At 37.7% G+C, this 25,776-nt stretch carries 24 protein-coding genes; 10 read left to right on the forward strand and 14 right to left on the reverse strand.

The genetic code is table 11. From position 1 onward, the window contains the following. Together OK18_RS17625 and OK18_RS17630 are read left to right on the forward strand one after the other, a co-directional pair. Positions 1-606 (forward strand): DUF4230 domain-containing protein, encoded by a 606-nt coding sequence (locus OK18_RS17625; RefSeq protein WP_050020986.1) that lies wholly within the window; start codon positions 1-3, stop codon positions 604-606. A gap of 99 nt (positions 607-705) precedes the next feature. Further along, positions 706-891, forward strand: coding sequence for a hypothetical protein (locus OK18_RS17630; RefSeq protein WP_053328864.1), 186 nt, complete (start codon positions 706-708; stop codon positions 889-891). Positions 892-985: 94 nt separating this feature from the next. Here OK18_RS17630 and leuB read toward each other — a convergent pair whose 3' ends face one another. The 4 genes from leuB to OK18_RS17650 form a co-directional block, all read right to left on the reverse strand. Beyond that, on the reverse strand, positions 986-2,110 hold the full coding sequence (leuB, locus tag OK18_RS17635) for a 3-isopropylmalate dehydrogenase (RefSeq protein ID WP_053328865.1): 1,125 nt from the start codon (positions 2,108-2,110) through the stop codon (positions 986-988). Continuing rightward, positions 2,103-2,699, reverse strand: coding sequence for a 3-isopropylmalate dehydratase small subunit (gene leuD, locus OK18_RS17640; protein ID WP_053328866.1), 597 nt, complete (start codon positions 2,697-2,699; stop codon positions 2,103-2,105). The genes leuB and leuD overlap by 8 nt, the downstream gene beginning before the upstream one ends. Positions 2,700-2,822: 123 nt before the next feature. Further along, positions 2,823-4,208 (reverse strand): 3-isopropylmalate dehydratase large subunit, encoded by a 1,386-nt coding sequence (gene leuC, locus OK18_RS17645; RefSeq protein ID WP_053328867.1) that lies wholly within the window; start codon positions 4,206-4,208, stop codon positions 2,823-2,825. A gap of 28 nt (positions 4,209-4,236) precedes the next feature. Beyond that, positions 4,237-5,400 carry a 2-isopropylmalate synthase gene (locus OK18_RS17650; RefSeq protein WP_050020982.1) on the reverse strand — a complete coding sequence of 388 codons (1,164 nt, stop codon included), beginning with the start codon at positions 5,398-5,400 and terminating at the stop codon, positions 4,237-4,239. Positions 5,401-5,548: 148 nt separating this feature from the next. On the opposite strand from OK18_RS17650, the gene OK18_RS17655 reads away from it, so the two are divergent. Next, positions 5,549-7,093: a hypothetical protein gene (locus OK18_RS17655; protein ID WP_050020981.1), complete on the forward strand. Its 1,545-nt coding sequence runs from the start codon at positions 5,549-5,551 to the stop codon at positions 7,091-7,093. Positions 7,094-7,248: 155 nt separating this feature from the next. Here the strand turns inward: OK18_RS17655 and OK18_RS17660 are convergent, their stop codons facing one another. After that, positions 7,249-8,220, reverse strand: a complete 972-nt coding sequence (locus OK18_RS17660; RefSeq protein ID WP_053328868.1) for a dipeptidase — start codon at positions 8,218-8,220, stop codon at positions 7,249-7,251. 412 nt (positions 8,221-8,632) lie between these two features. On the opposite strand from OK18_RS17660, the gene thrS reads away from it, so the two are divergent. From thrS to OK18_RS17695, 7 genes are all read left to right on the forward strand, one after another. Next, positions 8,633-10,552 carry a threonine--tRNA ligase gene (gene thrS / locus OK18_RS17665; RefSeq protein ID WP_053328869.1) on the forward strand — a complete coding sequence of 640 codons (1,920 nt, stop codon included), beginning with the start codon at positions 8,633-8,635 and terminating at the stop codon, positions 10,550-10,552. A 157-nt stretch (positions 10,553-10,709) separates the two neighbouring features. Further along, positions 10,710-11,210, forward strand: a complete 501-nt coding sequence (gene infC / locus OK18_RS17670; protein ID WP_115960727.1) for a translation initiation factor IF-3 — start codon at positions 10,710-10,712, stop codon at positions 11,208-11,210. Positions 11,211-11,473: 263 nt separating this feature from the next. Beyond that, positions 11,474-12,295 carry an alpha/beta fold hydrolase gene (locus OK18_RS17675; protein ID WP_050020979.1) on the forward strand — a complete coding sequence of 274 codons (822 nt, stop codon included), beginning with the start codon at positions 11,474-11,476 and terminating at the stop codon, positions 12,293-12,295. Positions 12,296-12,574: 279 nt separating this feature from the next. Beyond that, a complete protein-coding gene (rpmI, locus tag OK18_RS17680; RefSeq protein ID WP_034676300.1) occupies positions 12,575-12,772 on the forward strand; it encodes a 50S ribosomal protein L35 in 198 nt (65 codons plus the stop codon). 121 nt (positions 12,773-12,893) lie between these two features. Next, positions 12,894-13,238 (forward strand): 50S ribosomal protein L20, encoded by a 345-nt coding sequence (gene rplT / locus OK18_RS17685; protein ID WP_050020978.1) that lies wholly within the window; start codon positions 12,894-12,896, stop codon positions 13,236-13,238. Between the two features lie 254 nt (positions 13,239-13,492). Beyond that, the gene (locus OK18_RS17690) at positions 13,493-14,671 is read left to right on the forward strand and encodes a M28 family peptidase (protein ID WP_053328870.1); all 1,179 of its coding nucleotides are present in this window, start codon (positions 13,493-13,495) and stop codon (positions 14,669-14,671) included. Between the two features lie 192 nt (positions 14,672-14,863). After that, positions 14,864-16,039, forward strand: coding sequence for a M20/M25/M40 family metallo-hydrolase (locus tag OK18_RS17695; protein ID WP_053328871.1), 1,176 nt, complete (start codon positions 14,864-14,866; stop codon positions 16,037-16,039). Positions 16,040-16,204: 165 nt separating this feature from the next. On the opposite strand, the gene OK18_RS17700 is transcribed toward OK18_RS17695, so the two are convergent. The 9 genes from OK18_RS17700 to hisG form a co-directional block, all read right to left on the reverse strand. After that, a complete protein-coding gene (locus OK18_RS17700) occupies positions 16,205-18,328 on the reverse strand; it encodes a TonB-dependent receptor (protein ID WP_053328872.1) in 2,124 nt (707 codons plus the stop codon). Positions 18,329-18,555: 227 nt separating this feature from the next. Continuing rightward, complete coding sequence (gene hisIE / locus OK18_RS17705; RefSeq protein ID WP_053328873.1) at positions 18,556-19,143, reverse strand: bifunctional phosphoribosyl-AMP cyclohydrolase/phosphoribosyl-ATP diphosphatase HisIE; 588 nt, start codon at positions 19,141-19,143, stop codon at positions 18,556-18,558. Continuing rightward, positions 19,140-19,892 carry an imidazole glycerol phosphate synthase subunit HisF gene (gene hisF, locus OK18_RS17710; protein ID WP_053328874.1) on the reverse strand — a complete coding sequence of 251 codons (753 nt, stop codon included), beginning with the start codon at positions 19,890-19,892 and terminating at the stop codon, positions 19,140-19,142. The genes hisIE and hisF overlap by 4 nt, the downstream gene beginning before the upstream one ends. Beyond that, on the reverse strand, positions 19,885-20,607 hold the full coding sequence (gene hisA, locus OK18_RS17715) for a 1-(5-phosphoribosyl)-5-[(5-phosphoribosylamino)methylideneamino]imidazole-4-carboxamide isomerase (protein ID WP_050020972.1): 723 nt from the start codon (positions 20,605-20,607) through the stop codon (positions 19,885-19,887). The genes hisF and hisA overlap by 8 nt, the downstream gene beginning before the upstream one ends. Next, positions 20,607-21,185 (reverse strand): imidazole glycerol phosphate synthase subunit HisH, encoded by a 579-nt coding sequence (gene hisH / locus OK18_RS17720; protein ID WP_053328875.1) that lies wholly within the window; start codon positions 21,183-21,185, stop codon positions 20,607-20,609. Before hisH ends, hisA begins: the two co-directional genes overlap by 1 nt. A 2-nt stretch (positions 21,186-21,187) precedes the next feature. Next, positions 21,188-22,282, reverse strand: a complete 1,095-nt coding sequence (gene hisB, locus OK18_RS17725; RefSeq protein WP_053328876.1) for a bifunctional histidinol-phosphatase/imidazoleglycerol-phosphate dehydratase HisB — start codon at positions 22,280-22,282, stop codon at positions 21,188-21,190. A gap of 2 nt (positions 22,283-22,284) precedes the next feature. Further along, a complete protein-coding gene (hisC, locus tag OK18_RS17730; protein WP_053329421.1) occupies positions 22,285-23,313 on the reverse strand; it encodes a histidinol-phosphate transaminase in 1,029 nt (342 codons plus the stop codon). 171 nt (positions 23,314-23,484) lie between these two features. Continuing rightward, complete coding sequence (gene hisD / locus OK18_RS17735; protein ID WP_053328877.1) at positions 23,485-24,762, reverse strand: histidinol dehydrogenase; 1,278 nt, start codon at positions 24,760-24,762, stop codon at positions 23,485-23,487. Positions 24,763-24,774: 12 nt separating this feature from the next. Further along, complete coding sequence (gene hisG / locus OK18_RS17740) at positions 24,775-25,632, reverse strand: ATP phosphoribosyltransferase (RefSeq protein WP_050021402.1); 858 nt, start codon at positions 25,630-25,632, stop codon at positions 24,775-24,777. Between the last annotated feature and the right edge of the window lie 144 nt (positions 25,633-25,776).

Below are 25,776 nucleotides of genomic sequence, written 5' to 3' on the forward strand. Positions count from 1 at the left end.
TTGAGAAATTATAAAGTAATTATATCGTTTCTGGCAGGTGCAGGTGTTGTACTGCTGTTGTTTTTTGGTCTTAAATCATGCCTGAATATGGGTGGAAAAACGGAAAAATCAGATTATTATATTCTGACCAACCAGATTTCCAAGATGAATAAAATGGTGGTGATAGAGCAAAACACATCCAGTATGCAGAAAACCAAGATGGGCTATGAAGTATTTGGAAAGGAAGTGTCTAACAACAGCATTATTACCTATACCAAAACCAATGCACAGGTTTCCTATGATCTTAATAAAATGAAGATCGAGGTAGATTCTATCAACAAAAAGCTGGTGATCACCGAACTTCCTGATGCAGATATCAGAATCACCCCAAGCGTTGAAATTCAATCCCTGGATGATTCATTTTTCAACAGGATTACAGAGAAAGATATTAAAAACGTAACGGAAAAAGCCAAAGAAACTGCTATTAAATCTATTGATCAGAATCAGCTGAGAAGCCAGGGCCGTAAACAATTATTGGAAAATCTCGATAATATCTTTGTTTTGGCAAAAGCTTTAAACTATACCATAGAAGATAAAACCGGCAAAATCGGCATTTTAAATCTTTGATACGGTAATAAAAGAAACTACGGTCCTTTATTTACTTTGGCAAACGCTTTGAAGAATATTAAAATCAAGATTCTTGAAATTAATTAAAAATTTAAAGTCATGAATTCAAAAGAAAATAATAAAAAGGATACATCTGCCAATACTGCAGAAACTAAAAAACAGAATCAGGATTTTCAAAACATTCCTGCTTCATCAAAAAAAGCCAACCCTCCTGATATTGATAAAGAAGATGTTCAGAAAGCTTCAAAGAATAAATCAGGAAAAACGGATAATACGAAAGAATAATCTCCTACTGGATTATTACCGGATAAAATTGAAAAGTACTGCTTCACAGCAGTACTTTTCTTCTAACTAATCTTATTTAAGTGGACTATAAAAATTATACGATAGTTGATTTTCCGATTTTCACGTTTTCAAAGTTATAATACGATTTCTCGGAATATTTGATATAATCTGCAATAAAGCTTCCCACCTCACCGGTAGAATAATGCTGCTTTGTATTAAGATCAATAGTAACATATTTATTTTCAATGGCATGTTCTACCGATTGTCTTAATTTATCCGCTGCCTGATGAAGCTGAAGATGATCAAGCATCATGGCAACACTCAGGATAGAGGCAACAGGATTGGCAATTCCTTTACCCTTTGCCTGTGGATAGGATCCGTGGATAGGTTCAAACAGGGCATTCTTTTCACCTATGGAGGCAGACGGAAGTAACCCGATAGAACCGCCAATTACGCTGGCTTCATCAGAAATGATATCCCCGAACATATTTTCGGTCAGAATAACATCAAACTGTTTAGGATTAAGGATCAGCTGCATGGCTGCATTATCTACAAACATGTAGTCCAGCTGCACATCAGGATATTCCGGTGCAATTTCCTGGCAGACCTTTCTCCACAGCCTTGAAGTATCCAATACATTAGCTTTGTCAATAAGTGTAAGTTTCTTTCTTCTCTTCTGAGCTTCTTTAAAGGCCATATGAGCAATCGGGGTAATGTCTTCCCTGCTGTATTGGCAAACATCATAGGCATAAGAACCTTCAGGATCTGTAAATTTCTCTCCAAAATAAATCCCGCTTACCAGTTCCCTGAAGATCTGGATATCTGCCCCTTCAATAACTTCTCTTTTCAGCGGGCTTTTTTCAATAAGCGAAGGGTATGTCTGAAGAGGGCGGATATTGGCAAATAAACCCAATTCTTTTCTCAGTTTCAACAATCCCTGTTCAGGCCTTACTTTCGCTTCAGGATTATTATCAAATGCAGGATCGCCTATTGCTCCAAAAAGGACCGCGTCGGATTCCTTACAGATTTTTAAAGTTTCTTCAGGCAATGGGTCTCCGGTTTTAAAAATAGCTTCCGCTCCAATAGAACCATACTCAAATTGAAACTGACATTGAAAAACTTCAGCGATGACATCCAATATCTTAATACTTTCTCGGATCACTTCAGGACCAATCCCATCTCCGGGAAGAACTGCAATTTTAAAATAATTTCTATGCATTTGTTGTTTGTGTTTTAAGTTCAAATTCCTTGATTGCCTGTTTTTTACTGATTAAAAAGTCAATATCATCATAACCGTTCATCAGGCATATCTTTTTATAAGAATCAAGTTCAAAAGTCTCCTTAGTTCCATTAAAGCTGATAGTCTGCTGCTCAACATCCACCACAATTTCACTTTCAGGGTTTTCATTGATTCCTTTTAGAATATCTTTTAAAAAACCTTCAGAAACCTTAACGGGAAGCAACCCGTTATTTAAGGCATTTCCTTTGAAAATATCCGCGAAATAGCTGGAAACAATAACTTTAAATCCATAATCCGTAAGGGACCACGCAGCATGTTCACGGCTGCTTCCACACCCGAAGTTATTCCCGGCTACCAGGATTTCCCCTTTGAAGACGGGATTATTTAAAACAAAATCGGGATTCGGTTCTCCCGTATGAATATTAAATCTCCAATCCCTGAACAGGTTTTCACCGAAACCTTTTCTATCAATACTTTTTAAAAATCTTGCGGGAATGATCTGATCCGTATCTATATTTTCTGCCGGCAACGGAACACCACTGGATTTTATAATAACTAATTTTTGCATGTATTTTATTTCTTGGATTAGAACCACAAAAGCATACGTTCTTTTATGTAAACAGATAATATCTTTCTACTTAGAGCGTTATCATCTCTTATTTGTGGTTCCATATATTTTTAAAACTCCTTTTTAGTTGAATTCATAAGCTGAAATTCTGCCTTCAATGGCTGCTTTGGCCGCAGTAAGCGGACTTGCCAGAATTGTTCTTGCTCCTTGTCCCTGCCTTCCTTCAAAATTCCTGTTCGAAGTAGAAACACAATACTCTCCTTCGGGTATTTTGTCATCATTCATCGCCAGGCACGCCGAACATCCGGGCTGACGGATCTGGAATCCTGCATCATTGAAAATTTTATCCAGCCCTTCTTCATAGATCTGTTTTACAACCTGCTGGGATCCCGGAACGATTAAAGCCTTTACGGCTTCAGATTTGCTTTTGCCTTTAATATATTGCGCTGCCGAACGGAAATCTTCAATCCTCGCATTGGTACAGCTTCCTATAAATACATAATTCACTTTGATATCAGAAAGAGCCTGGCCAGCTTTTAAACCCATATATTGTAATGCCTTCTCCTCTGACTCATTCTGGGGTGCCGGAATTACTTCCCGGACAGAAATCCCCATTCCCGGATTTGTCCCGTAAGTAACCATAGGATAAATATCAGCAGCATCGAAAACCAATTCTTTATCAAAGGTGGCACCCTCATCAGTTTTTAAAGACTTCCAATATTCCACTTTCTCTTCCCACTCTTCTCCCTGCGGGGCGAATGTCCTTCCTTTCACATACTCAAAAGTGGTTTCATCAGGAGCAATCATTCCGCCTCTGGCACCCATTTCAATACTCATATTACAAACGGTCATCCTACCTTCCATCGACATCTCTTCAAAAACGTTTCCGGCATATTCACAGAAATATCCTGTTCCGCCATCGGTCCCTATTTTTGAAATAATATAAAGAATCACATCTTTAGGCTGAACGTTATCATTCAATTTTCCATTCACCGTAATTCTCATTGATTTCGGTTTACTGAGAAGAAGGCATTGGCTGGCAAATACCTGGGCTACCTGGCTTGTTCCTATTCCGAAGGCAATGCTTCCGAACGCTCCGTGCGTTGAAGTATGGCTGTCTCCGCAAACGATGCTCATTCCCGGTTGGGTAATTCCCAGTTCCGGAGCAATAATATGGACAATTCCCTGATAAGGATGTCCCAGTCCGAATAATTCGATATTATTTTTCCGGCAATTCTCCGTAAGCTGCTGAACCTGATTTCTTGATAACTCATCGCGGATGGGTAAATCCTGATTGAGTGTAGGGACATTGTGATCTGCTGTGGCTACGATCTGAGCGGGCCTGAAAATCTCAAGGTTTCTCGACTCCAGCTCTGCAAAAGCCTGAGGACTTGTTACCTCATGGATCAGATGTTTGTCAATATATATGATTTGGGGGCCGTCAGGAATTGTTTCCACTACGTGAGCGTCCCAAACTTTATCAAAAAGTGTCTTTTTCTCGTTATTCATTTTTACTTTACTTGATTTTAAATCAAACTCACCCTATTTTTCTGCTAAAACTACCCATGATCCGGGCCAGATCATCATTGCACACCTCTTTTTTAAGATCAGCTATTTTCAGGAATTCCTGGTACAGATAATCCAGTTCATTTTTAGTAACATCATAGCCTATATGCTTAAAACGGTATGCTAATGCGGAACGTCCGCTTCTTGCTGTAAGAATAATGGAAGAGGCGTTCACCCCTACTTCCTCAGGATCTATAATTTCGTAGGTTTCCCTGTTTTTAATCACACCATCCTGATGAATTCCGGAGCTGTGGGCAAAAGCATTTGCTCCTACTATGGCTTTATTAGGCTGTACAGACATTCCCATCAAATCGGAAACCATGTTGCTCATTTCGTTCAGCATCCTGGAATTGACATCTGTGTAAAGATTTAAGTTTTTATGTTGTTTTAAAATCATTACTACTTCTTCCAAGGCTGTATTCCCTGCCCTTTCTCCCAGTCCGTTAATCGTGCATTCAATCTGGCGGGCTCCGTTGATTGCCCCGGCAATAGAATTGGCAGTGGCAAGTCCGAGATCATTATGGCAATGACATGAAAGTACCGCCTTTTCAATTCCTTTTACATTTTCTCTCAGGTACTTTATCTTCTTCCCATATTCCTCAGGCAGACAATACCCAGTTGTGTCAGGAATATTTAATACGGTAGCCCCCGCTTTAATAACGGCTTCACATACCCGGGCCAGATATTCGTTATCTGTTCTTCCCGCATCTTCAGCATAAAATTCAACATCTTCCACATACCCTTTGGCATACCGTACTGCCTCAGCAGCCCGTTCTATGATGTCTTCCCTTGTAGAGTTAAATTTGTATTTAATATGAGAATCCGAAGTGCCTATTCCTGTATGTATTCTTGGTCTTTTGGCAAACTTCAGGGCTTCAGCAGCCGTATCAATATCTTTTTTATTAGCTCTGGTTAACCCGCATACTTTTGCATTCCTTACCAGTTTTGAAATTTCGGAAACAGACTCAAAATCTCCCGGACTGGAAATAGGAAATCCGGCTTCAATGATATCAATCCCTAGCTCATCAAGCCTTTCGGCAATAATCAGTTTTTGCTCCGTATTCAGTTTACATCCCGGGACCTGCTCCCCATCTCGCAATGTCGTATCAAAAATTTCAATTTTTTCGGAATTCATAACTAAAGTTTTTTACTTAATTTTGATTCAAAACTACAGCTTGCAATATTTTTCCGTTTTCAGTTTTTTTGAAAATTACAATATTCAACAGTTGGAGAAACAGATGTATCTAATTATTAACCAGAATTTTAACATATAAAAATTTACAATGGCAGAATTGCAGAAAGATTTTTTGTTTGTATTGATAAAGTCATTGAACACTTCAGAAAAACGACAGTTTAAATTGTATGTTAACCGTCTTGGTATCAATGTAGACGCCAAATTTCTTTTGTTATTTTCAGAAATGGACAAAATGAAAGAATATGATGAAAATATTATTATCCAGAAGAAAATATCCACCAAGCAGCAGCTTTCTAATCTCAAAGCACATCTTTATAAACAGATTTTAATCAGTCTTCGTACCAATCCCAGTCATCAGAATTATAGAATTCAACTGAGGGAACAGCTGGATTTCGCTAATATTCTGTATCAGAAAGGATTGTACAAACAAGCGTTGAAAATACTGGATAAAACCAAACAATCTGCTCTGGAACTGGATGAAAAAAGCATTGCATCTGAGATCATCGACCTGGAAAAGGTTATTGAATCACAGTTTATTACCAGGAGTTTTGACGGCCGGGCTGATGAACTGATCAGGCAATCCCAGGAAATCAGCAGGCAAAACCGGTATACCACAAAGCTTTCCAATCTTTCACTGAAATTATACAGTGAAATGCTTACCCACGGCTATGTAAAAAATGACGCAGACCGCCAGGAGGTCCTTGATTTTTTTAATTCCCAGATTAAGAATATCAGGCTTGAAAAACTGAATTTTACAGAAAAGCTCTGGTATTTTAAAGCCCATGTATGGAAAAACCAGCTTTTGCAGGATTATAAGTATACGCTAAAATATGCCTATCAATGGGTAGATCTCTTCCACAAAAAGCCTGAAATGATTTTCAGCCATCCTGTCTGGTACATTAAAGGAAATACTTACCTCTTAAAGATTTTATTCCTGTATGGGAATATAGATATCCTGGAAGAACATTTTGAAAACTTTAATAAAACCGTGAATTCTGAAAGTTTTGCCCAGAATGAAAACCTTCAGTCTCTTGTCTTTCTTACCCATTACAATACATTGATGAATATTCATTTTGTAAAAGGTGAATTTTTCACAGGAACCAAACTCATTCCTGAGATTGAACTTAAAATGGAAAAACTCCGTGAAAGAATTGACGAACACCATTTTATGATCCTATACCTGAAAATGGCCGCCATGTTTTTTGGAAGCAAAATGTTCTCAAAATCAATCGCATATTCCATGAAAGTGATAGAATCAAAAGGAAATGTGCAGGAAGACCTTCTTTTCCATACCCGCATTTTGATTTTGATGGCTAAGTATGAATCAGGAAATGATGAGGATTATGATGAGTTTGTAGCTTCTACTTTAAAGTTTGCCAAGAAAATGAAAAAACCGGAAGAGTTCCATTTTGAAAGTATACAGTTTTTTAAGAACCTGAATAACCAGGTTTTAGACCAGCAGCAAAAGGCTTTTGAAGCTTTTGACAAAAAACTGGAAGAATTTTCCCGCAACGAATATTACAGAAGGTCATTATTTTATATTGACATTCACGGATGGATCAGGTCTAAGGTTCAAAATGTAGATGTAATTGAGATTATCAAGCAGAAAGTGAAGTATAAGAGAAAAAATTAGTTTTATGTTGTTGAAACGAAAAGGCATTGACTTTACCTGCTACTCCGTTTTAAAGCCCAGTGATCTTATCTGAGATAGAACTGACTATTACAGAGTATAGACTTGTTGTTATACATTATATTATGGAAGGAAATTATTTTATCTTTCTGCTTACACTATCCATTCCTTTCTATAAAATTCAATACATTTTTATGACTGACTTTTTCCATAATTTCATGGGAAAAGCGTTGTTCAATTTCTTTATTGATGGCCGGATAGGTTGCAGCATTAGCATGTTCGGGAAAGAAAAACGGGTGGCGGGAAGTGTCCGGATGGTCTTTCCAGTAAAAGTAATCGGCTCCATAAGCAATCGCTTCTTTCCCATCCAGATCCAGACCATATTGGATGTGTTCATATAATCTTTCGGGGTGTTCAAGGTCAATATAATCCATGATAAAGTTCAGGCCGATAAGTCCTTTTCTCCTGATCACTTCTTTGGCCAGTTCATCAGGAAGGTTCCGGTTGTTTTTACAGACCGTTCTGTAGTTGGAATGACTCGCCAGGACAGGAATTGAATACCCTTTCTGATCAATATAATTAAAAATATCATAGGCCAGCTGATCACTGGTATGGGCCAGGTCAATGGCTATTTTCCGGTCAGAAATATAGTCTATCAGTACTTTTCCATCATCTTTTAATCCTGCTGTTGCATTATTTCCTCCTCCAAACCGGTTTTCCAGATGGTGAGTAATTCCGATATACAAAACTTTTTGTGTATTTTCAATGATTGTTTCAAGCTTTTTAAATCCTGTATCAAGACTTTCATCCTCATCACAAAAAGAAGAGGCATTTTCAATAGAAGCAATCACTCCTACCCGATTTTCGTTTTCATGATTTTTATAATTGTCCGTATCGAAAAGGAAAAAATTTTCATGTTTCACCAATTCTGAAAACAACCGGCTTTGCTTTAATCCGTATACTGTGCTGTCTTTTCCCGTTCCCGAATAAATGGCCATTACCTGAAGTCCTACATTTCCTTCTTTTAAATATGGTAAAGAACAACCTATTTCCCTGTCATCAAGGGCAGCATTGGATCGTAATAAATAATAAAGGAGGTCGCAATGCAAATCAATGTTTATCATATTCATTATGAGTTAGTTTTAAATGATTTCTCAAAAATCCAACAATACGGTCAACTGTACGGTAATGAAATAATCTGCCGGATGATTGAATCATATTAATTGAGTATATTATTTCAGGTGTTTAAATTACTACTATTATTCATTGTTTATCATATTTAAAATGAGCGTATAAAATTTAACATATCTATGATTTTCTCTGGCTTATCAGAAGTCCTTTAACAGCCTGTTTTTTTTAGCAATATCGTAGACCACAGGTTACCTGATGTATGCATATTGATGATATATAAAATACCGGACATAAAAAGGCCTTATGTCCGAATGGATCAGTATCAATATTAATTCTCATCTAAATAGGTCTTCATATAGTATATTATCTAAAAAATGCGTATTTTTGCATCTTAAAATTTCTTAGTATACAATGATAAAAATTACACTTCCAGACAATAGTGTCAAAGAATTCGAGGGAGCAGTGACTCCTCTAGATGTGGCAAAATCTATAAGCGAGGGATTGGCTAGAAATACCATTTCCGCAATTGTTAACGGTAAACAAGTAGAGACGACCACACCTATAACCACGGATTCTACGGTACAGCTTTTGACCTGGAATGATGATCTTGGAAAGAAAGCTTTCTGGCATTCATCTGCCCACCTTCTGGCGCAGGCAATCCTTGAATTTTATCCTAATGCTAAGTTGACCATCGGTCCGGCAATTGAAAGCGGTTTCTACTATGATGTAGATTTCGGTGACGAAAGTTTATCTGAAAAAGATTTTGAGAAAATTGAAAAGAAAATCCTTGAAAATGCAAAGAAAGGTTCTACATTCTCATTATATCCTGTTTCTAAAGAAGACGCTTTAAAAACTTATGCAGATAACCCTTACAAAGTTGAGTTGATCTCTAACCTTAATGATGGTGAAATCACTTTTGTAACCCATGATAATTTCACAGACTTGTGTCGTGGTGGTCACATTCCTAATACGGGAATCGTAAAAGCTGTTAAAATTTTAAATGCAGCGGGAGCCTATTGGAGAGGAAATGAAAACAATCCTCAGCTGACAAGAGTATATGGTATTTCTTTCCCTAAGCAGAAAGATCTTACTGAATATCTTGAAAGACTGGAAGAAGCGAAAAGAAGAGATCACAGGAAATTAGGTAAAGAGCTGGGAATCTATGCGTTTTCTGAAAAAGTAGGTGCAGGTTTACCGCTTTGGCTACCCAAAGGAACTGCTTTAAGAAGAAAATTAGAAAATTTCCTTTCTGAAGCTCAGAAAAAAGGTGGTTATGAATTCGTTATGTCTCCTCATATCGGGGCTAAGGAATTGTATGTAACCTCCGGACACTGGGATAAGTATGGAGCAGACAGCTTCCAGCCGATCAAAACGCCGAATGAAGGAGAAGAATTCTTATTGAAGCCAATGAACTGTCCTCATCACTGTGAAATTTATAAAACTTCACAATGGAGTTACAGGGACCTGCCTAAGAGATATGCAGAATTCGGTACGGTATACAGATATGAACAAAGTGGAGAGCTTCACGGCTTAACAAGGGTTCGTGGATTCACTCAGGATGACGCCCACCTGTTCTGTACTCCGGATCAGCTTTCTGAAGAGTTTGAAAAAGTAATTGACCTTACTCTTTATGTATTTAAATCTTTAGGATTTGAAGACTTTGTCACCCAGGTATCATTGAGAGATCCTGACAACAAAGAAAAATATATCGGATCGGACGAAAACTGGGAGAAAGCAGAAAACGCAATCATCAATGCTGCAGAAAAGAAAGGACTGAAAACTGTAATTGAATATGGGGAAGCTGCATTCTATGGACCTAAGCTTGATTTCATGGTTAAAGATGCGTTAGGAAGAAAATGGCAGCTTGGAACCATTCAGGTAGATTATAACCTGCCGGAAAGATTTGATCTTCATTACATCGGAAGCGATAATGAAAAACACAGACCCGTAATGATCCACAGGGCTCCTTTTGGTTCTATGGAGCGTTTTATTGCCATCTTATTAGAAAATACAGCAGGAGATTTTCCATTATGGCTAAGCCCTGATCAATTTATTATTCTACCTATCAGTGAAAAATATGTAGATTATTCAAAAAAAGTTTCACAATTTTTGGAAAATCACGATATTAGCGGTCAGATTGATGACAGAAACGAGAAGACCGGTAAAAAGATCCGTGATGCAGAATTGAAGAAGATTCCTTTCATGCTTGTAGTAGGAGAAAATGAAGAAAAAGAAGGCACGATTTCTGTAAGAAGACGTGGTGAAGGAGATCTTGGAGTAATGAAGATGGAGGATTTTGTTGCTTACTTCAAAAAGGAGGCAGCGATTTAATAAAAAATTAAGATTAAAGGATTAAAACTGATATTATCTTTAATCATTAATTTTTGAGTATTTTAAATAGAAAGTTAACCAATAAAATTATAATACAATAGCACAAAGATTTAACAACAGGGGCCCACAGAGACGTCCGGTACAAGAGGACGCTCACTTGATCAACGATAAAATTCGTGTGAGAGAGCTTCGTTTAGTGGGCGATAACGTAGAGCCGGGAGTGTATCCAATTGACAAAGCAAGACAGCTTGCTTCTGAACAGGAATTGGATCTTGTAGTAATTTCCGATAAGGCAGAACCATTCATTGCGAGAATATTAGACTATAAAAAGTTTTTATACGAGCAAAAGAAGAAACAGAAGGAACTTAAAGCTAAGCAGGTAAAAGTGGTGGTAAAAGAGATCCGTTTCGGACCTCAGACCGATGACCATGATTATGAATTTAAGAAAAAGCATGCTGAGAAATTCCTTGAAGAAGGTTCTAAACTAAAGACCTACGTATTTTTTAAAGGACGTTCGATTATCTTTAAGGACCAGGGAGAAATTTTGCTTTTAAAACTGGCTCAGGAACTTGAGCACGTGGGTAAAGTAGATCAGCTTCCTAAACTTGAAGGAAAAAGGATGATTATGATGATGAGTCCTAAAAAACCGGCAAAATAATTCAACTATTATTTTACATACAAACCTCAAAGTAATTTGAGGTTTTTTTTATTGTACCAAGCATTTCCCGTTAACTGATTACATATATTTATTATTATGATATGAGATTAGTTTATTCAAAATAATAGCATTGATATTTCATTATTGCTTTTAAAATTTTAATCAGTTATTATCTTAGATCAAGATATTGTGAAAATTTTCTATCTACATTTGTGATTATAAAAAGTCAAATACACTATTTATTAATCATTAAAAAAGAAACAATGAGCACACTTACATTAAAAGATGGGACAGAGATTTACTACAAAGATTGGGGAAAAGGACAACCTGTTTTTTTTCACCACGGATGGCCATTATCAAGTGATGACTGGGACGCGCAGATGTTCTTTTTCTTAGAACAGGGCTACAGGGTAATTGCTCATGACAGAAGAGGTCACGGAAGATCTGAACAGACTCCTTACGGACATAACATGGATACTTATGCTTCGGACGTTGCAGAAATTGTTGAAGCATTGGATTTAAAAGATGTGATCCACGTAGGGCATTCTACCGGAGGAGGTGAAGTAATACGATATGTTGCCAGGCATGGTAACGGACGAGTTGCCAAAGCTGTTCTGGTAAGTGCAGTGACCCCGATTATGGTTCAGAATGAAAATAATCCGAATGGAGTTCCTATGTCCGTTTTTGATGATATCAGAAATAATACGGCAAAACACAGGCAACAGTTTTTTATAGATATCACTTTTCCTTTTTACGGGTACAACAGAGAAGGTGCAAAAGTATCGGAAGGCATTCAGAGAAACTGGTGGAGACAGGGAATGAATGGCTCCATTAAAGCTCACTACGACTGTATCAAGGCATTCTCGGAAACAGATTTTACGGAAGACCTTACAAGTGTAGATGTTCCTGTATTGGTTATGCATGGTGAAGATGATCAGATCGTTCCGTTTGAGACAACAGGAAAAGTGGCCGCTACCCTACTTAAAAACGGAAAACTGATTTCTTATCCGGGCTTTCCTCATGGCATGCCGACAACGGAAGCTGAAACAATTAACAAAGACCTTTTGGCTTTCTTTACATCATAGTTCTTTAAGCAGACAATATATACGATGCACGGATTCCTCTTATCCGTGCATTTATATTCGGAATAAAAGGATCAGAGAATAAAGTCAATATGATATAAAGCTGAAAGCTCAAGGTTATCTTTACAAAAACCGAAGCTTTGCATGGCTATCATCTTAATATATAACCCGGAGTCTTTTGTATATCACTTTTTTTTCTTAATTTTGCAGACTATTATTCCTGATATCTTTTGGGAGTAACCAAAACAGATATTGATAACAAAACAATAAAAAAGCAAAACAATGCCAAAATTAAAAACGAAATCAGGTGCTAAGAAACGTTTTGCTCTTACCGGAACAGGTAAGATCAAAAGAAAAAACGCTTACAAAAGCCACATCTTAACTAAGAAAGAAACTAAGCAGAAGAGAAATCTTACTACTACTTCTTACGTAGCTAAAGTGGATGAGAAAAGCGTTCAACGTCAATTAGCCATTAAGTAGTTTTTATAAATCTATATTCGGTTTATAAGAATTCAAACAAATTCAAAATTTTAACCCTGAAATGGAGCAGCCAAGTACAATGAAACAGATTGTCGCACATTTCAAAAAAACAATTTAAATTATGCCAAGATCAGTAAATGCCGTAGCTTCAAGAGCTCGCAGAAAGAAAATTTTTAAGCAAGCTAAAGGTTATTTCGGAAGAAGAAAGAACGTTTGGACTGTAGCTAAAAACGCGGTAGAAAAAGCAATGCAATATGCTTACCGTGGTAGAAAAGAGAAAAAGAGAAACTTCAGAGCACTTTGGATTACTCGTATCAATGCGGGAACCAGAGAGCACGGAATGTCTTACTCTCAATTTATGGGAGCTCTTAAAAAGAACAACATTGAGCTTAACAGAAAAGTTTTAGCAGATTTAGCAATGAATCACCCTGAAGCTTTCAAAGCTGTTGTAGATCAAGTAAAATAATGTAGAATACTATTTTGTTATCAATATAAGTCCCGGGCTTTGCCCGGGACTTTTCATGTTTATCCCTTGCGAAGCATAAAAAGAGAATCATTTTAACCAGTTTAATAAATTTAATTCGTACAAAAAGTGAATTGTATAGAATACATTCTATTTTTAATAAAATTTCATTAAAACTACATCAAACACCCACTATATATAAAAACAAATCTTATTATTTGCTATATTAGCAATCAGAAAATAAGTTAAGTAAATAAATGAAAAAAATCGCTGCTTTTTTATTTGCATCTGTGGTGGCACAAAGCACCAACGCCCAAAGTTTTATTCAAAGCTATAAGGATAGAGCCGATATGGTTACCCAGACAAATATTACCACCTATCTTCAGGAATTTGCCAATCTGGGAATAAAAACAACCGGTTCACAGGCCAACGCCAATGCCCTGGAATGGCTAAAAAACAAGTATACTTCGTATGGATATTCTGCCAGCCAGATTGCAGAAGATCCTTTCACATTCGGAACCACAAGTTCCAAAAATTTAATCGTTACCAAAACCGGTACGGTATATCCTAATAAATATGTTATTATTTGCGGGCATTTTGACAGCATCAACGGCCCGGGGGTAAATGACAACGGAAGTGGCACTTCTATCATCCTGGAAGCAGCGAGGATTTTGAAAGACGTACCTACGGAATACTCTATCAAGTTTATTCATTTCTCAGGAGAAGAACAGGGCCTTAGAGGAAGTTTACATTATGCTAATAACGTTGCCTATCAGAATAACATCCGTGTTTTAGATATTAAATTAGTTTTCAACCTGGATCAGGTTGGAGGGGTGATGGGAAATAACAATAATACAATTTATTGTGATGAGGACCAGGGAGGTATTCCTGATAATAATACAGCTTCTGCAGCAGTAACCCAGGAGCTAAGAAACTGTACTGCATTGTATTCGCCCCTGCAAACAGATGTGGATCCCGCCGCAGATACCGATTATATTCCTTTTGAACAAAAAGGCGAAGTGATTACGGGCTTCTTTGAAAGGATAAGAAGTACTTACCCTCATAAACCAACTGATACTTTTGCCAATACAGATCCTGTATACATTTATAATGTAGGAAAGGCTACCGTAGGGGCTTTACAACACTTTGCCGTTGCATCTGCAAGCAGCCTTGGAACACATGAAACAGGTTTAAAAAACTCGTTGGAAGCTGTAAAGATTTACCCTAATCCCGCAAAGGATACTATCCATATTGAACTTCCTGATTCTAAAATACAGAAATTCAGTTTTGAAATTACAGATGTATCAGGACGCTCCTTATTGAAAAGGACAAATGAAGCAAAAATCAATGTAACCAATCTGGAGAGCGGTGCTTATATCGGGATTTTAAAAGCAAATGATCAGACTGTGGTAAGAAAAATTTTGATTGAAAGATAATTTTTAGCCTTCGTATATACAAAGCCTTTGATTATTTCAGAGGCTTTTTTTATGATGCGTCAAAGTATGCATAACAAGTCCAAAACACCCATTAACAACTAAATAATTAATATTTTAACATATTTTCTAAAAAATTAACCACTGTATTGGGATTTAATTATTACATTAGCAATACCAAAACAAATAAATATTATGAAAAGAATTGCTACATTATTATGTACTTCGCTACTCGTTCAGAGTATGGCGGCCCAAACTTTTATCCAGGCCTATAAAAACAGGGCTGATATGGTTACCCAGGCAAATATTACGGCCAATCTGCAGGAATTTGCCAATTTGGGCATAAAAACCACGGGTTCACAGGCAAATGCCAACACTTTAAACTGGATTAAAAACAAGTATCTGTCTTATGGATATACTGCCAGCCAGATTGTAGAAAGTCCTTTTACCTTCGGAAGTACAAGTTCAAAAAACCTGATTATTACCAAAACCGGTACGCTCTATCCTAACAAGTATGTTATTATCTGCGGGCATTTCGATACCATTTATGGCCCGGGAGTCAATGACAACGGTAGCGGAACTTCTATCATTTTGGAAGCGGCAAGAATTTTAAAAGATGTTCCTACAGAATATTCTATAAAATTCATTCACTTTTCCGGGGAAGAACAAGGGTTAAGAGGAAGCAGCCATTATGTGAATAATATAGTATACCAGGGAGGGGTCCGTAAACTGGACATCAAATTGGTTTTCAATCTTGACCAGGTAGGAGGAGTAAGAGGAAACAACAATAATACAGTATATTGTGACGAAGATCAGGGAGGTGTTTCGTCTAATAATGCCGCTTCTGCAGCGGTGACACAACAGCTTAGAAATTGTACGGCTCTCTATTCCCCCCTTCAGACTGAAGTAGACCCGGCTGAAGCTTCAGATTATATTCCTTTTGAGCAAAAAGGGGAAGTAATCACCGGTTTCTTTGAAAGAATAAGGAGTACTTATCCGCATTCATCCAGGGATACTTTTGCCAATATGGATCCGGTGTATGTTTATAATATAGGAAAAGCAACAGTAGGGGCTTTGCAGCATTTTGCAACAGCTTCCACAACTTTACTCTTAAACAGGGAGACATCGAAAAATTCATTGGAAACAACAAAAATCTATCCCAATCCGGCAAGCAGTGTTTTAAATATAGAATTCCCCGGCTCCAAAGAAAGTAATTTCAGTTTTGAAATGAAAAACCTGATGGGAAGAACCGTTCTTAAAGCAAACAATGAAACCAGGATTAATGTTTCTAACCTGGAAAACGGGGTTTATATCGGAGTTTTAACAGTAGGTGAACAGACTATCTCAAAAAATATTCTGATAGAGAAATAAGACCTTGTCTTAATGAAGAGGCCGTATCACGACTCGTGAAAACGGCCTTTTTTTATGAAATTTCCTGTAACTTATTTTCGTTTAAACGATTTTTGACCCGCATCGTCTAACGGTGATACACTTTCTTTATCCAGTTGCAAATCAAGTAGAAACACCCAATATCTTTTAATAATTAAAGTTAAGGGAAACGGTATAATATCTTCCATTTCCTCTTACGTATTCGGCGTCACGTGCTGTATACATCGAGGTAGGTGTAAAATAAGAAGTGTTGAGCACATTTTCTATTCCCAGCCCAATAGTAATTAACTTATTGAATCTATAGCTTCCCTGGAAATTGAACAGATTAAAATCCTTTACAGGACCTTCTCCTTCATCATACTTTCCTGAAGCAGCCGGTTCAAATTTTTCTCTTTTAAACGAATACATATGATAGATTCCCAATTGCAGGTTTTGGCTTTTATCATTCCATTTAATGTAAGAATTCAATCTTGCAGGGGCTATTCGTAAGCCGCTCAGGTATTTACCGTAGCTATTGTCATTCTTTACGTCTACTTTTCCTTCCTGATACGTATAATGGGTTCCTACTGTTAATCCTCGTACCGGATAAGCAGTAACCGCCAGCTCTACTCCGCTAATGTATTGCGGAGCCCGGAGAGGAGTCCAGAAACCATTCACAGAAACCAGGTCTGCTCCCAGTTTGGAATAGTTATAAAAATAGCTTGCCGAGAAATCAACATGTGTTCCGATTTTACTGTTGAACCCTATTTCGTAATTGTCAATCACTACCGGATCTGTATTGATCTCATTAAGAACATTACTTTTAGCATCCCTGAGCACACGTCCTAAATCATAGATATTAAATCCTCTTGAATAAGAAGTGAAGGGCTGAAAGAAATCAAATGCCACATAGCTTACTCCTACATTGTAAGATAAATTGGAATAATTCAGCCTTCCTCCCTGCACATTGAACGGTATGTCTTTATTGGATGGTAAAGTAGTATAATCCGGCACCTTCACAGACATCTTGTCCCATCGAAGTCCGGCTTTTAAGGTAAGATCAGTGGTAAGAAATAATTTCCCCTGTACAAAAGGTGCTGCAGCAATCATATTCATCTCAGGAACCCAGATCCGTCCATCTACCAGGGGTTGGCTCGTTTTTTCATTCAAAAGATCCAGACCATAAGTTAATGAACCCTTTAATCCGTTATCCCGGCCAAATTCCGTATTAAAATCTGCTCTGAATCCATATTTTTTTTCTAAAATAGCTGACTGCCCGCCGGTTTTCCATCGTGGCGGATTGCGGTAATCATAAATGGTATAAAAGTCCTGGAAATAAAGAATGGTGGTAAGGCTGGTATGATGAAAAATATTTTTATTACTGTATTTAAAATACCCGTTGTGATTGTATCTTGTTCCTTCTTTCACTCCTTCCCTTTCTCCTAATTTCCCGGTAGAAGGCCGCTCTCCGTATTTACCGGGATCCAGTATATACCTGGAATCCTGCAAACTTGAATAGTAGTTGTACATCACCTCCAGCCTGCTGCCGGCATTAATATTATATCCTATTTTAGCAAAGGCGTTATTCACGGCTGTTTCTCCTAATCCATATCTTGGATTCTGAACCAATCCTTCACCATCTATTTTCACCCCGTTCTGAGTAAAAGTTCCGTTGACAAGATAATCCCATTTTCCTGCATTTCCATAGAAGCTTTGCGAAATCCTGTATCCTGCCCCTCCATCTGCTTTAAACATTTTGTTATTAAACAGCTCATGACTGGTAAAACCCAATACCGTTTTACCTGAAAGAGGTTTGTCTGAAATACTTTTCTGCGTGATATAATTAATAATTCCCCCTTCTGCTCCATTACCATAGATCGAGGTAGCTCCTTTTACGACTTCAACCTGTTCCAGCACTGAGGGATCAATACTTCTGATTTCCCTGTCATTATTCCGTAAAGGACTGGATTGGGGGATTCCGTCAATCATGATAAGAACATTTCTTCCTCTCAAAGTTTGTCCCCTGTTGCTGACAAGATTATTTCCGAATGCCAGTCCTGGTACTGTATATGCCAGAATAGTGCTGAGATCCGGAGAAATTAATGATTGCTCAGCAATTTCTTTCTTATTGATGATATTTACTGTAGAAGCTGTTTTTTTGACAATTTCAGGCGTCCTGGATGCCGTAACAATTACTTCCTCCAATCTGTTTTGATTTACCGAATCTTTTTTCTGGGCTGTCACATGGGAAAATACCATAAGGCTGCCGATCAAAAAAATAGATTTTCTCATACCGTAGTGTTATTTAGAATAATTAAAAACAAAGGTAGTTTTTTTAATCATCATCAAAGTTCATCCCTTTTAAATACATTATTTCAAAATCATGTTTAAAATAACACCATAAACCGTATTAAACGAAAATAATTAACATTATTTACCAATTAACATCAATATATTTATCTTAACTGATAATCATCATATATGGAATTCAAGTAAATCTATTGAAGACCTCACAGCCGCTATTGATTCCTGCTTTCAAGAGTCCTCTCTATATCTTCTAAAGAAAAACCTTTTGTTTTCAATAAAATCAGAAAATGATATAAAAGATCGGCAGCTTCATTTTTAAAAAGTTCAGCGTTATTGTCTTTAGCTTCAATTACCAGTTCTACAGCTTCCTCGCCTACTTTCTGTGCAACTTTATTGATCCCTCTTTGGTATAAAGAATACGTGTAAGATCCCTCTGATTTTTGATCAATCCGTTGGGAAACTGTATTTTCCAGTTCATATAAAAATCCTTTGGCTTCTTTTTCCCCGAAACAACTAAAGCTTCCTGTATGGCAGACTACATTTTCAGGAATCACTTTTATCAAAATTGTATCCCTATCACAATCTATATCTATACTTTTTACTGTTAAAAAATTACCGGACTCCTCTCCTTTTGTCCAGAGCCTGTTTTTGGAACGGCTGAAGAAGGTAACAATTCTCTCCTTTTCCGTTTTTTCAAAAGCTTCTTCATTCATATATCCCAGCATAAGAACCTGTAATGTCCTGTTATCCTGGATCACAACAGGAACAAGCCCGTTGTCTTTATTAAAATTAACTTTCATCGTACCTGGATTTTTTTTAATTTAAGTTGTTGTTTTAATCCTTGGATAGTCATTTCATTGAAATGAAATACACTAGCAGCTAATGCTCCTGTTGCCTGCGTTTCACTGAACACTTTAACAAAGTCTTCAATTTTACCCGCACCTCCTGAAGCAATAACAGGAATACCAATGTTTTCCGAAACCAGTTTTGTAATGCGAAGATCAAAACCATTTTTAGTACCATCACCATCCATAGAGGTCAAAAGAATTTCTCCTGCTCCTAACTTTTCTGCTTTCCTGGCCCAGTCTATGGTAGTAAGTGCGGTGGTTTCTTTTCCTCCTTTGATATGAACAAAATCATATGCTCCTATTCTTTTTGTATCAATGGCCACAACAATACATTGGCTGCCAAATTCTTTAGCAAGCTCAGAAACGAGCTGCGGATTTTTTACTGCCGAAGAATTAATGCTTATTTTGTCTGCCCCTGCCTCCAATAGTTTCCTAACATCTTCAACAGTAGAAATTCCTCCTCCAACAGTAAATGGAATGCTTAATTCCTTTGCAATTTCTTTTACCAGTTCTGCAAATGTTTTCCTGTTTTCAATCGTGGCCGTGATATCAAGAAAAACCAGCTCGTCAGCACCTTCACGTTCATATTTTTTGGCAAGCTCCACAGGATCTCCTGCATTTTTTAAGTCTTCAAAATTAACTCCTTTTACAGTAGTTCCATCTTTAATATCCAGACACGGAATAATTCTTTTTTTAAGCATTTTCAATACAATTTTGAAGTTGTTGCAAGCTTATTTTACCTTCATAAATGGCTTTTCCAATGATTGTTCCGGAGCATCCGAGATCTTTCATTTTATAGACATCTTTAATATTGGCAATTCCACCGCTTGCAGTTAACCGGACCGAAGTTCTGGATAAGATCTCGCTATATAAACCTGCTGCAGGACCTTCCAGCATGCCGTCCTTTGCAATATCGGTACAAATCACATTCCGGATTCCCTTTTCCTGATATCCAAGGATAAAATCAATAATATCCTGATCACTTTCTTCCAGCCATCCGGAGGTTTTAATTTTTCTGTTCTCACAATCCGCCCCAAGAATAATTTTCTCCGGACCATATTGCTCAATCATCCTGAAACCAAACCCGGGATCCTGTACAGCAATACTTCCCAGTGTAATTTGTTGGGCACCGGAATCAAAGGCGGTTTGTATGTCTTTCTCCGTTTTTAATCCTCCACCAAAGTCAATATGAAGGGATGTTGAACGGGCAATGTCTTCCAGTACTTTCTGATTAACAATATGCCTGGATTTCGCCCCGTCCAGATCTACCAGGTGAAGAAACTGAATACCGGAGTTTTCAAACTCTTTCGCTACTTCTACAGGGTTTTCATTATAAATTTTTTTGGTGGTATAATCTCCTTTTGACAGGCGTACACATTTCCCGTCGATAATATCAATGGCCGGAATTATTTTCATTATAATCTTATAAAATTGTTTAAAATCTGACTGCCAATTTCTCCTGATTTTTCAGGGTGAAATTGCACCGCATAAAAATTGTCCTTTTGCAAAGAAGCACTAAATGGCAGGATATAATCACACACCGAGGTTGTAAAACCGGATAGTTCACAATAATAGCTGTGAACAAAATACATATCGCTTCCGGCTTCAACCTTTCTAAACAATGCCCCATCCTGAGCCGAAATGGCATTCCATCCCATATGAGGAATCAGGCCATGGGAAGGAAATTTTCTGACCTTAATATCAAAGATCCCCATTCCTTCGGTATCTCCTTCTTCATTGTCTTTACACATCAGCTGCATTCCCAGGCATATTCCCAGGACCGGCTGTTTCAAATCGGGTATCAGTACATCCAATCCCTTTTCCTTTAACCGCTTCATGGTAGATGAGGCTTCTCCAACTCCCGGAAAAATCACTTTATCCGCTTTTATGATCTGCTCAGGATCATCCGTAATTACCGAATCAATATTTAACCGATTCAGAGCGTTTTGAACGGAATTGACATTTCCTCCGTTATATTTTATTATAGCAATCATCTTTATAAACTTCCTTTGGTTGATGGTAAACTGTAATTGGCATCAGATTGATTGACCGCCATTTTAATCGCTTTTGCAAAAGCTTTAAAAACAGCTTCTATCTTATGGTGCTCGTTATTTCCTTCCGCTTTGATGTTCAGATTGGATTTTGAAGCATCTGTAAAAGATTTAAAGAAGTGGTAAAACATTTCTGTAGGAACATCTCCTATTTTTTCTCTTTTAAATTCAACATCCCAAACCAGCCATGGCCTGCCTCCGAAATCTATAGCCACCTGTGCCAGGCAATCATCCATCGGAAGAAGGAAGCCATATCTTTCAATCCCTTTTTTCTGTCCCAGTGCTTTCAAAATTGCTTCTCCCAATACAATAGCAGTATCTTCTATCGTGTGGTGTTCGTCTACTGAAAGATCTCCGTTTACTTTAATTCTGAGATCCATATTACCATGTCTGGCGATCTGATCCAGCATATGATCAAAAAAATGGAGCCCTGTAGAAATTTCTGATTTCCCTTTTCCGTCGATATGTACTTCCACTTCTATTTCTGTTTCCTTGGTTTTTCTGTAAACATTTGCCCTTCTCATACCCGATTTTAAAAACCGGTAAATATCCGCCCAGTCCGTAGTAGAGAGTACTGCTTTATCATTAAAGCTTTCATTGAGAAAAATAGATTTAGACCCCAAATTTTCAGCTAGTTGAACATCTGTATTTCGATCACCAATTACATAGGAATTTGCAAGATCATACTTTCCATATTTATATTTTTCAAGCATACCTGTTCCCGGTTTCCGGGTCGGCAGATTCTCGTGCTCGAAACTTTTGTCAATTAAAATATCGTTAAAGATGATCCCTTCGTTTTCAAAAGCTTTCAGCATCTTTTCATGCGGACCGGTAAAGTCTTCAAAAGGAAAACTTTCTGTTCCCAGACCGTCCTGGTTGGTTACCATCACCAATTCATAATCCAGCTCATTGGCAATTTTTGAAAGGTTGCTGAAAACGCCGGGATAAAACTCCAGCTTCTCCAGTGAATCCACCTGGAAATTTATGGGCGGCTCAATGATAAGCGTACCGTCACGATCTATAAATAATACTTTTTTCATATTTAGTCTGTTATATTTTTTAAAAGATTGACCAGCTTTTCATTTTCCTGCCGGCTTCCTACGTTAATCCTGATACATCCTGGTATAGCAGGATCCCTTCTGCTTACCAAAATCTCATGATCCAGCATTTTTCCGTATACCTGATCTACATTTTTCATTTTAATCAAAAAGAAGTTGGCATCCGTAGGAAAAATTTTCGCAATGCATTCAATATCCCGAAGCTGATCTTCCAACCATTCTCTTTCTATTAAAATGTTCTGCACATTCTGCTGAAGCTTTGTTTCTTCATCCAGTGTTTTCAGAATTAATTCCTGGCTTAATATATTGACGTTATAAGGTGCTTTTACCGTATTAATAAGACTGATAATTTCTTCTGAAGCATAAGCCATTCCTACCCTGGCTCCTGCTATACCCCATGCTTTTGAGAAAGTCTGAAGTACAATCAGATTGGGATATTTTTCAAGAAGTCCCAAGCATGATTTTTTTCCGGAGAATTCTATATAGGCTTCGTCTACCACCACAAGTCCATTGAAATTCTGAAGATAAAATTCAATGTCATCTATGCTGTTTCCCGTAGGGTTATTTGGGGAGCACAAAAAGAAAATTTTGACCGGTTCTTTCACAAGGGTTAGAAAGTCTTCTTTTACAATCTCGAAATTTTCATCAAGATTGAGTTTTAATACGTTATTCTCATTGATGGCAGCATAAAACCCGTACATCGCAAAGGATGGATTCATCATAAGTATAGAGTCTTTTTTAGGCTCACAAAAAATTTTGATAATCAGGTCGATCAGCTCGTCGCTTCCGTTTCCTATTGCAATCTGTGATGGCGAAACATCCTTAAGCCCTGCCAATTTGTTTTTAAGCTTTTTCTGTGTAGAGTCAGGATAGCGGTTAAATTCTCCAAACGGGCTCTCATTGGCATCCAGCATGACAGGTGCATTAAATTCATGCTGATCCCTGAAACTGATGTAGGGCTGTAGTTTTAATATATTTTCTCTAACTAAAGTATTGATACTGTTATTTTTCATTGTAACACTTTTCATTTCCAAATAAACAAGACAGCTAAAAGCTGGTTATAATGTAATTAATTATTCTAATTTCTAAGATTAAGATGAAATGTAAAATTGGGGCAATTCAACTAAGCTTATAAGACGTAAGGCTTTCTGACCGCTCTCTCTACTTTGTGTAACCCTTAAAAATTAAGATCTTAATCGTATTGACACTGCATTTTTGTGTGCAAACAGTCCTTCCGCCTCGGCCATAAGCTCTATTGTCTTTCCTAAATTTTGAAGTCCTTCTCTGGAAAGATGCTGAAATGTTATTTTTTTCACAAAACTGTCTAGTGAAACACCGCTGTAATTCTTTGCAAAGCCATTGGTAGGAAGGGTATGATTGGTTCCACTGGCATAATCTCCTGCACTTTCACAGGAATAATTCCCAAGGAAAACAGATCCTGCATTCCGGACCTGTGCGGTATACTGATCAAAATTTTCTATGGCCAGGATAAGGTGTTCCGGAGCATACAGATTACTGAATTCCATGGCAGCATCAATGGTATCTGTAAGTATAAAGGAACTGTTTTCCAAAGCCTTGGAGGCCATTTCATTTCTGGGCAGGGCTTTTAACTGCCGGTCAACAGCTTCTATTGTTTCGTTGAAGACTTCAAGATCTGTCGTAATAAAAATAACCTGACTGTCGTTACCGTGCTCTGCCTGGGAAAGAAGATCAGCGGCACAAAATTCAGGAACGGCATTTTCATCGGCAATTACAAGTACCTCACTGGGACCCGCAGGCATATCAATTGCTACTCCAAAGCGCTGGGCATATTCTTTGGCTGCTACTACGAACTGGTTTCCGGGACCGAAAATTTTATATACTTCCGGAATACTTTCTGTTCCCAGACTCATCGCTGCAATGGCTTGTGCCCCTCCGCTTTTAAAAACCCTGGAAACTCCGCATATCTTTGCGGCATATAAAATTGCCGGATTAATCTTTCCGTTTTTATCGGGTGGTGTGCAAAGGATAATATCTTTACAGCCAGCCAGATTGGCAGGAACAGCAAGCATCAGAACCGTTGAAAACAAAGGTGCCGTACCTCCCGGAATATAAATTCCCACTTTCTCTATGGCACGGTTCTCCCGCCAGCAGAAGACTCCTCTTGTTGTTTCAATTTTCCGGATCTCCTGCTCCTGGGAAGTATGAAATTGAGCAATATTTTCCTTTGCTTCCCGGATCGCCTGTTTCAGATCATCACTGATCCTGTTTTCCGCTTCTTCAATTTCAGATGGGGTTACTGCAATACTACCGGTTTCTGCTTTATCAAATCTTTTATTGAATTCTATTAAAGCCCGGTCGCCATTTTTAGCGACTTCCTGAAATATTTCTTTAATAATCCCGGAAATTTCTTCCTGCTTTAAAACCGGCCGCTCGATTAAATCAGCCCATGTATCTTGTGTGGGGTACCTGTATATTTTCATCTGTACTATCTTTTAAATAACCATTTTATCTATCGGGATAATTAATATATCCTGGGCACCGTTTTCCTTCAGTTCATCAATTACTTCCCAGAATCTTTCTTCTTCAATGACAGAATGAATACTACTCCATCCTTCTTCAGCCAGAGGAATTACCGTAGGACTTTTCAAAACAGGAAGCACTCCGGCAACCTTTTCTATTTTATGGTTGGGAACATTCATCAGAATATATTTTGATTTTTTAGCCTTTAAAACTGCTTTGATTCTGAATAAGAATTTTTCGAGAATGATTTCTTTTTCAGGTGATAACCGGGGAGTTTGGGCTAAAACGGCTTCAGATTTCAGTAAAGTGACTGTTTCCCGTAATCCGTTTTTGAATAAGGTACTTCCTGAACTTACAATATCACAGATCCCATCCGCCAATCCAATATTCGGGGCAATTTCCACGGAGCCGGAGATGACGTGAATGTCTGAAACGATGTTTTCTTTTTCCAGAAAATTTCTAAGGGTATTAGGATAGGATGTGGCCACCTTTTTCCCCTGGAAATACGAGGGATCATCGGTCTCCACTTCCTTGGGTACAGCAAGGGAAACCCTGCATTTGGAGAATCCCAACTTCTGGATAATGGGAATATTTTTTTGTTTTTCAATCAGCAGATTTTCTCCTACGATGGCAACATCCACTACCCCGTCTTCAAGGTATTGCGGGATATCTGAATTCCGGAGATACATGATTTCCATCGGAAAGTTATCTACCGAAACTTTAAGCTGTTCTTTACCGTTGTTGACTAATATTCCACAGTCTTTGAGGAGCTGTAAGGAATCTTCGTAAAGCCGGCCACTTTTTTGAATCGCAATTTTTAATTTACTCATTTCGTCTTTTTTGAGTCCGAGTAAATAAAAACTGATCTGTTGAAGATTTCTGAGGAGAATTCAGGAAACAAAAAAACCGTCTATTTACTCAGACGGTTTTTAATTATTTTTGATTTTAGCATCAGCAATTATCAATCAATTCCG

Source organism: Chryseobacterium gallinarum (assembly GCF_001021975.1).
GTDB classification, from domain to species: Bacteria; Bacteroidota; Bacteroidia; order Flavobacteriales; family Weeksellaceae; genus Chryseobacterium; species Chryseobacterium gallinarum.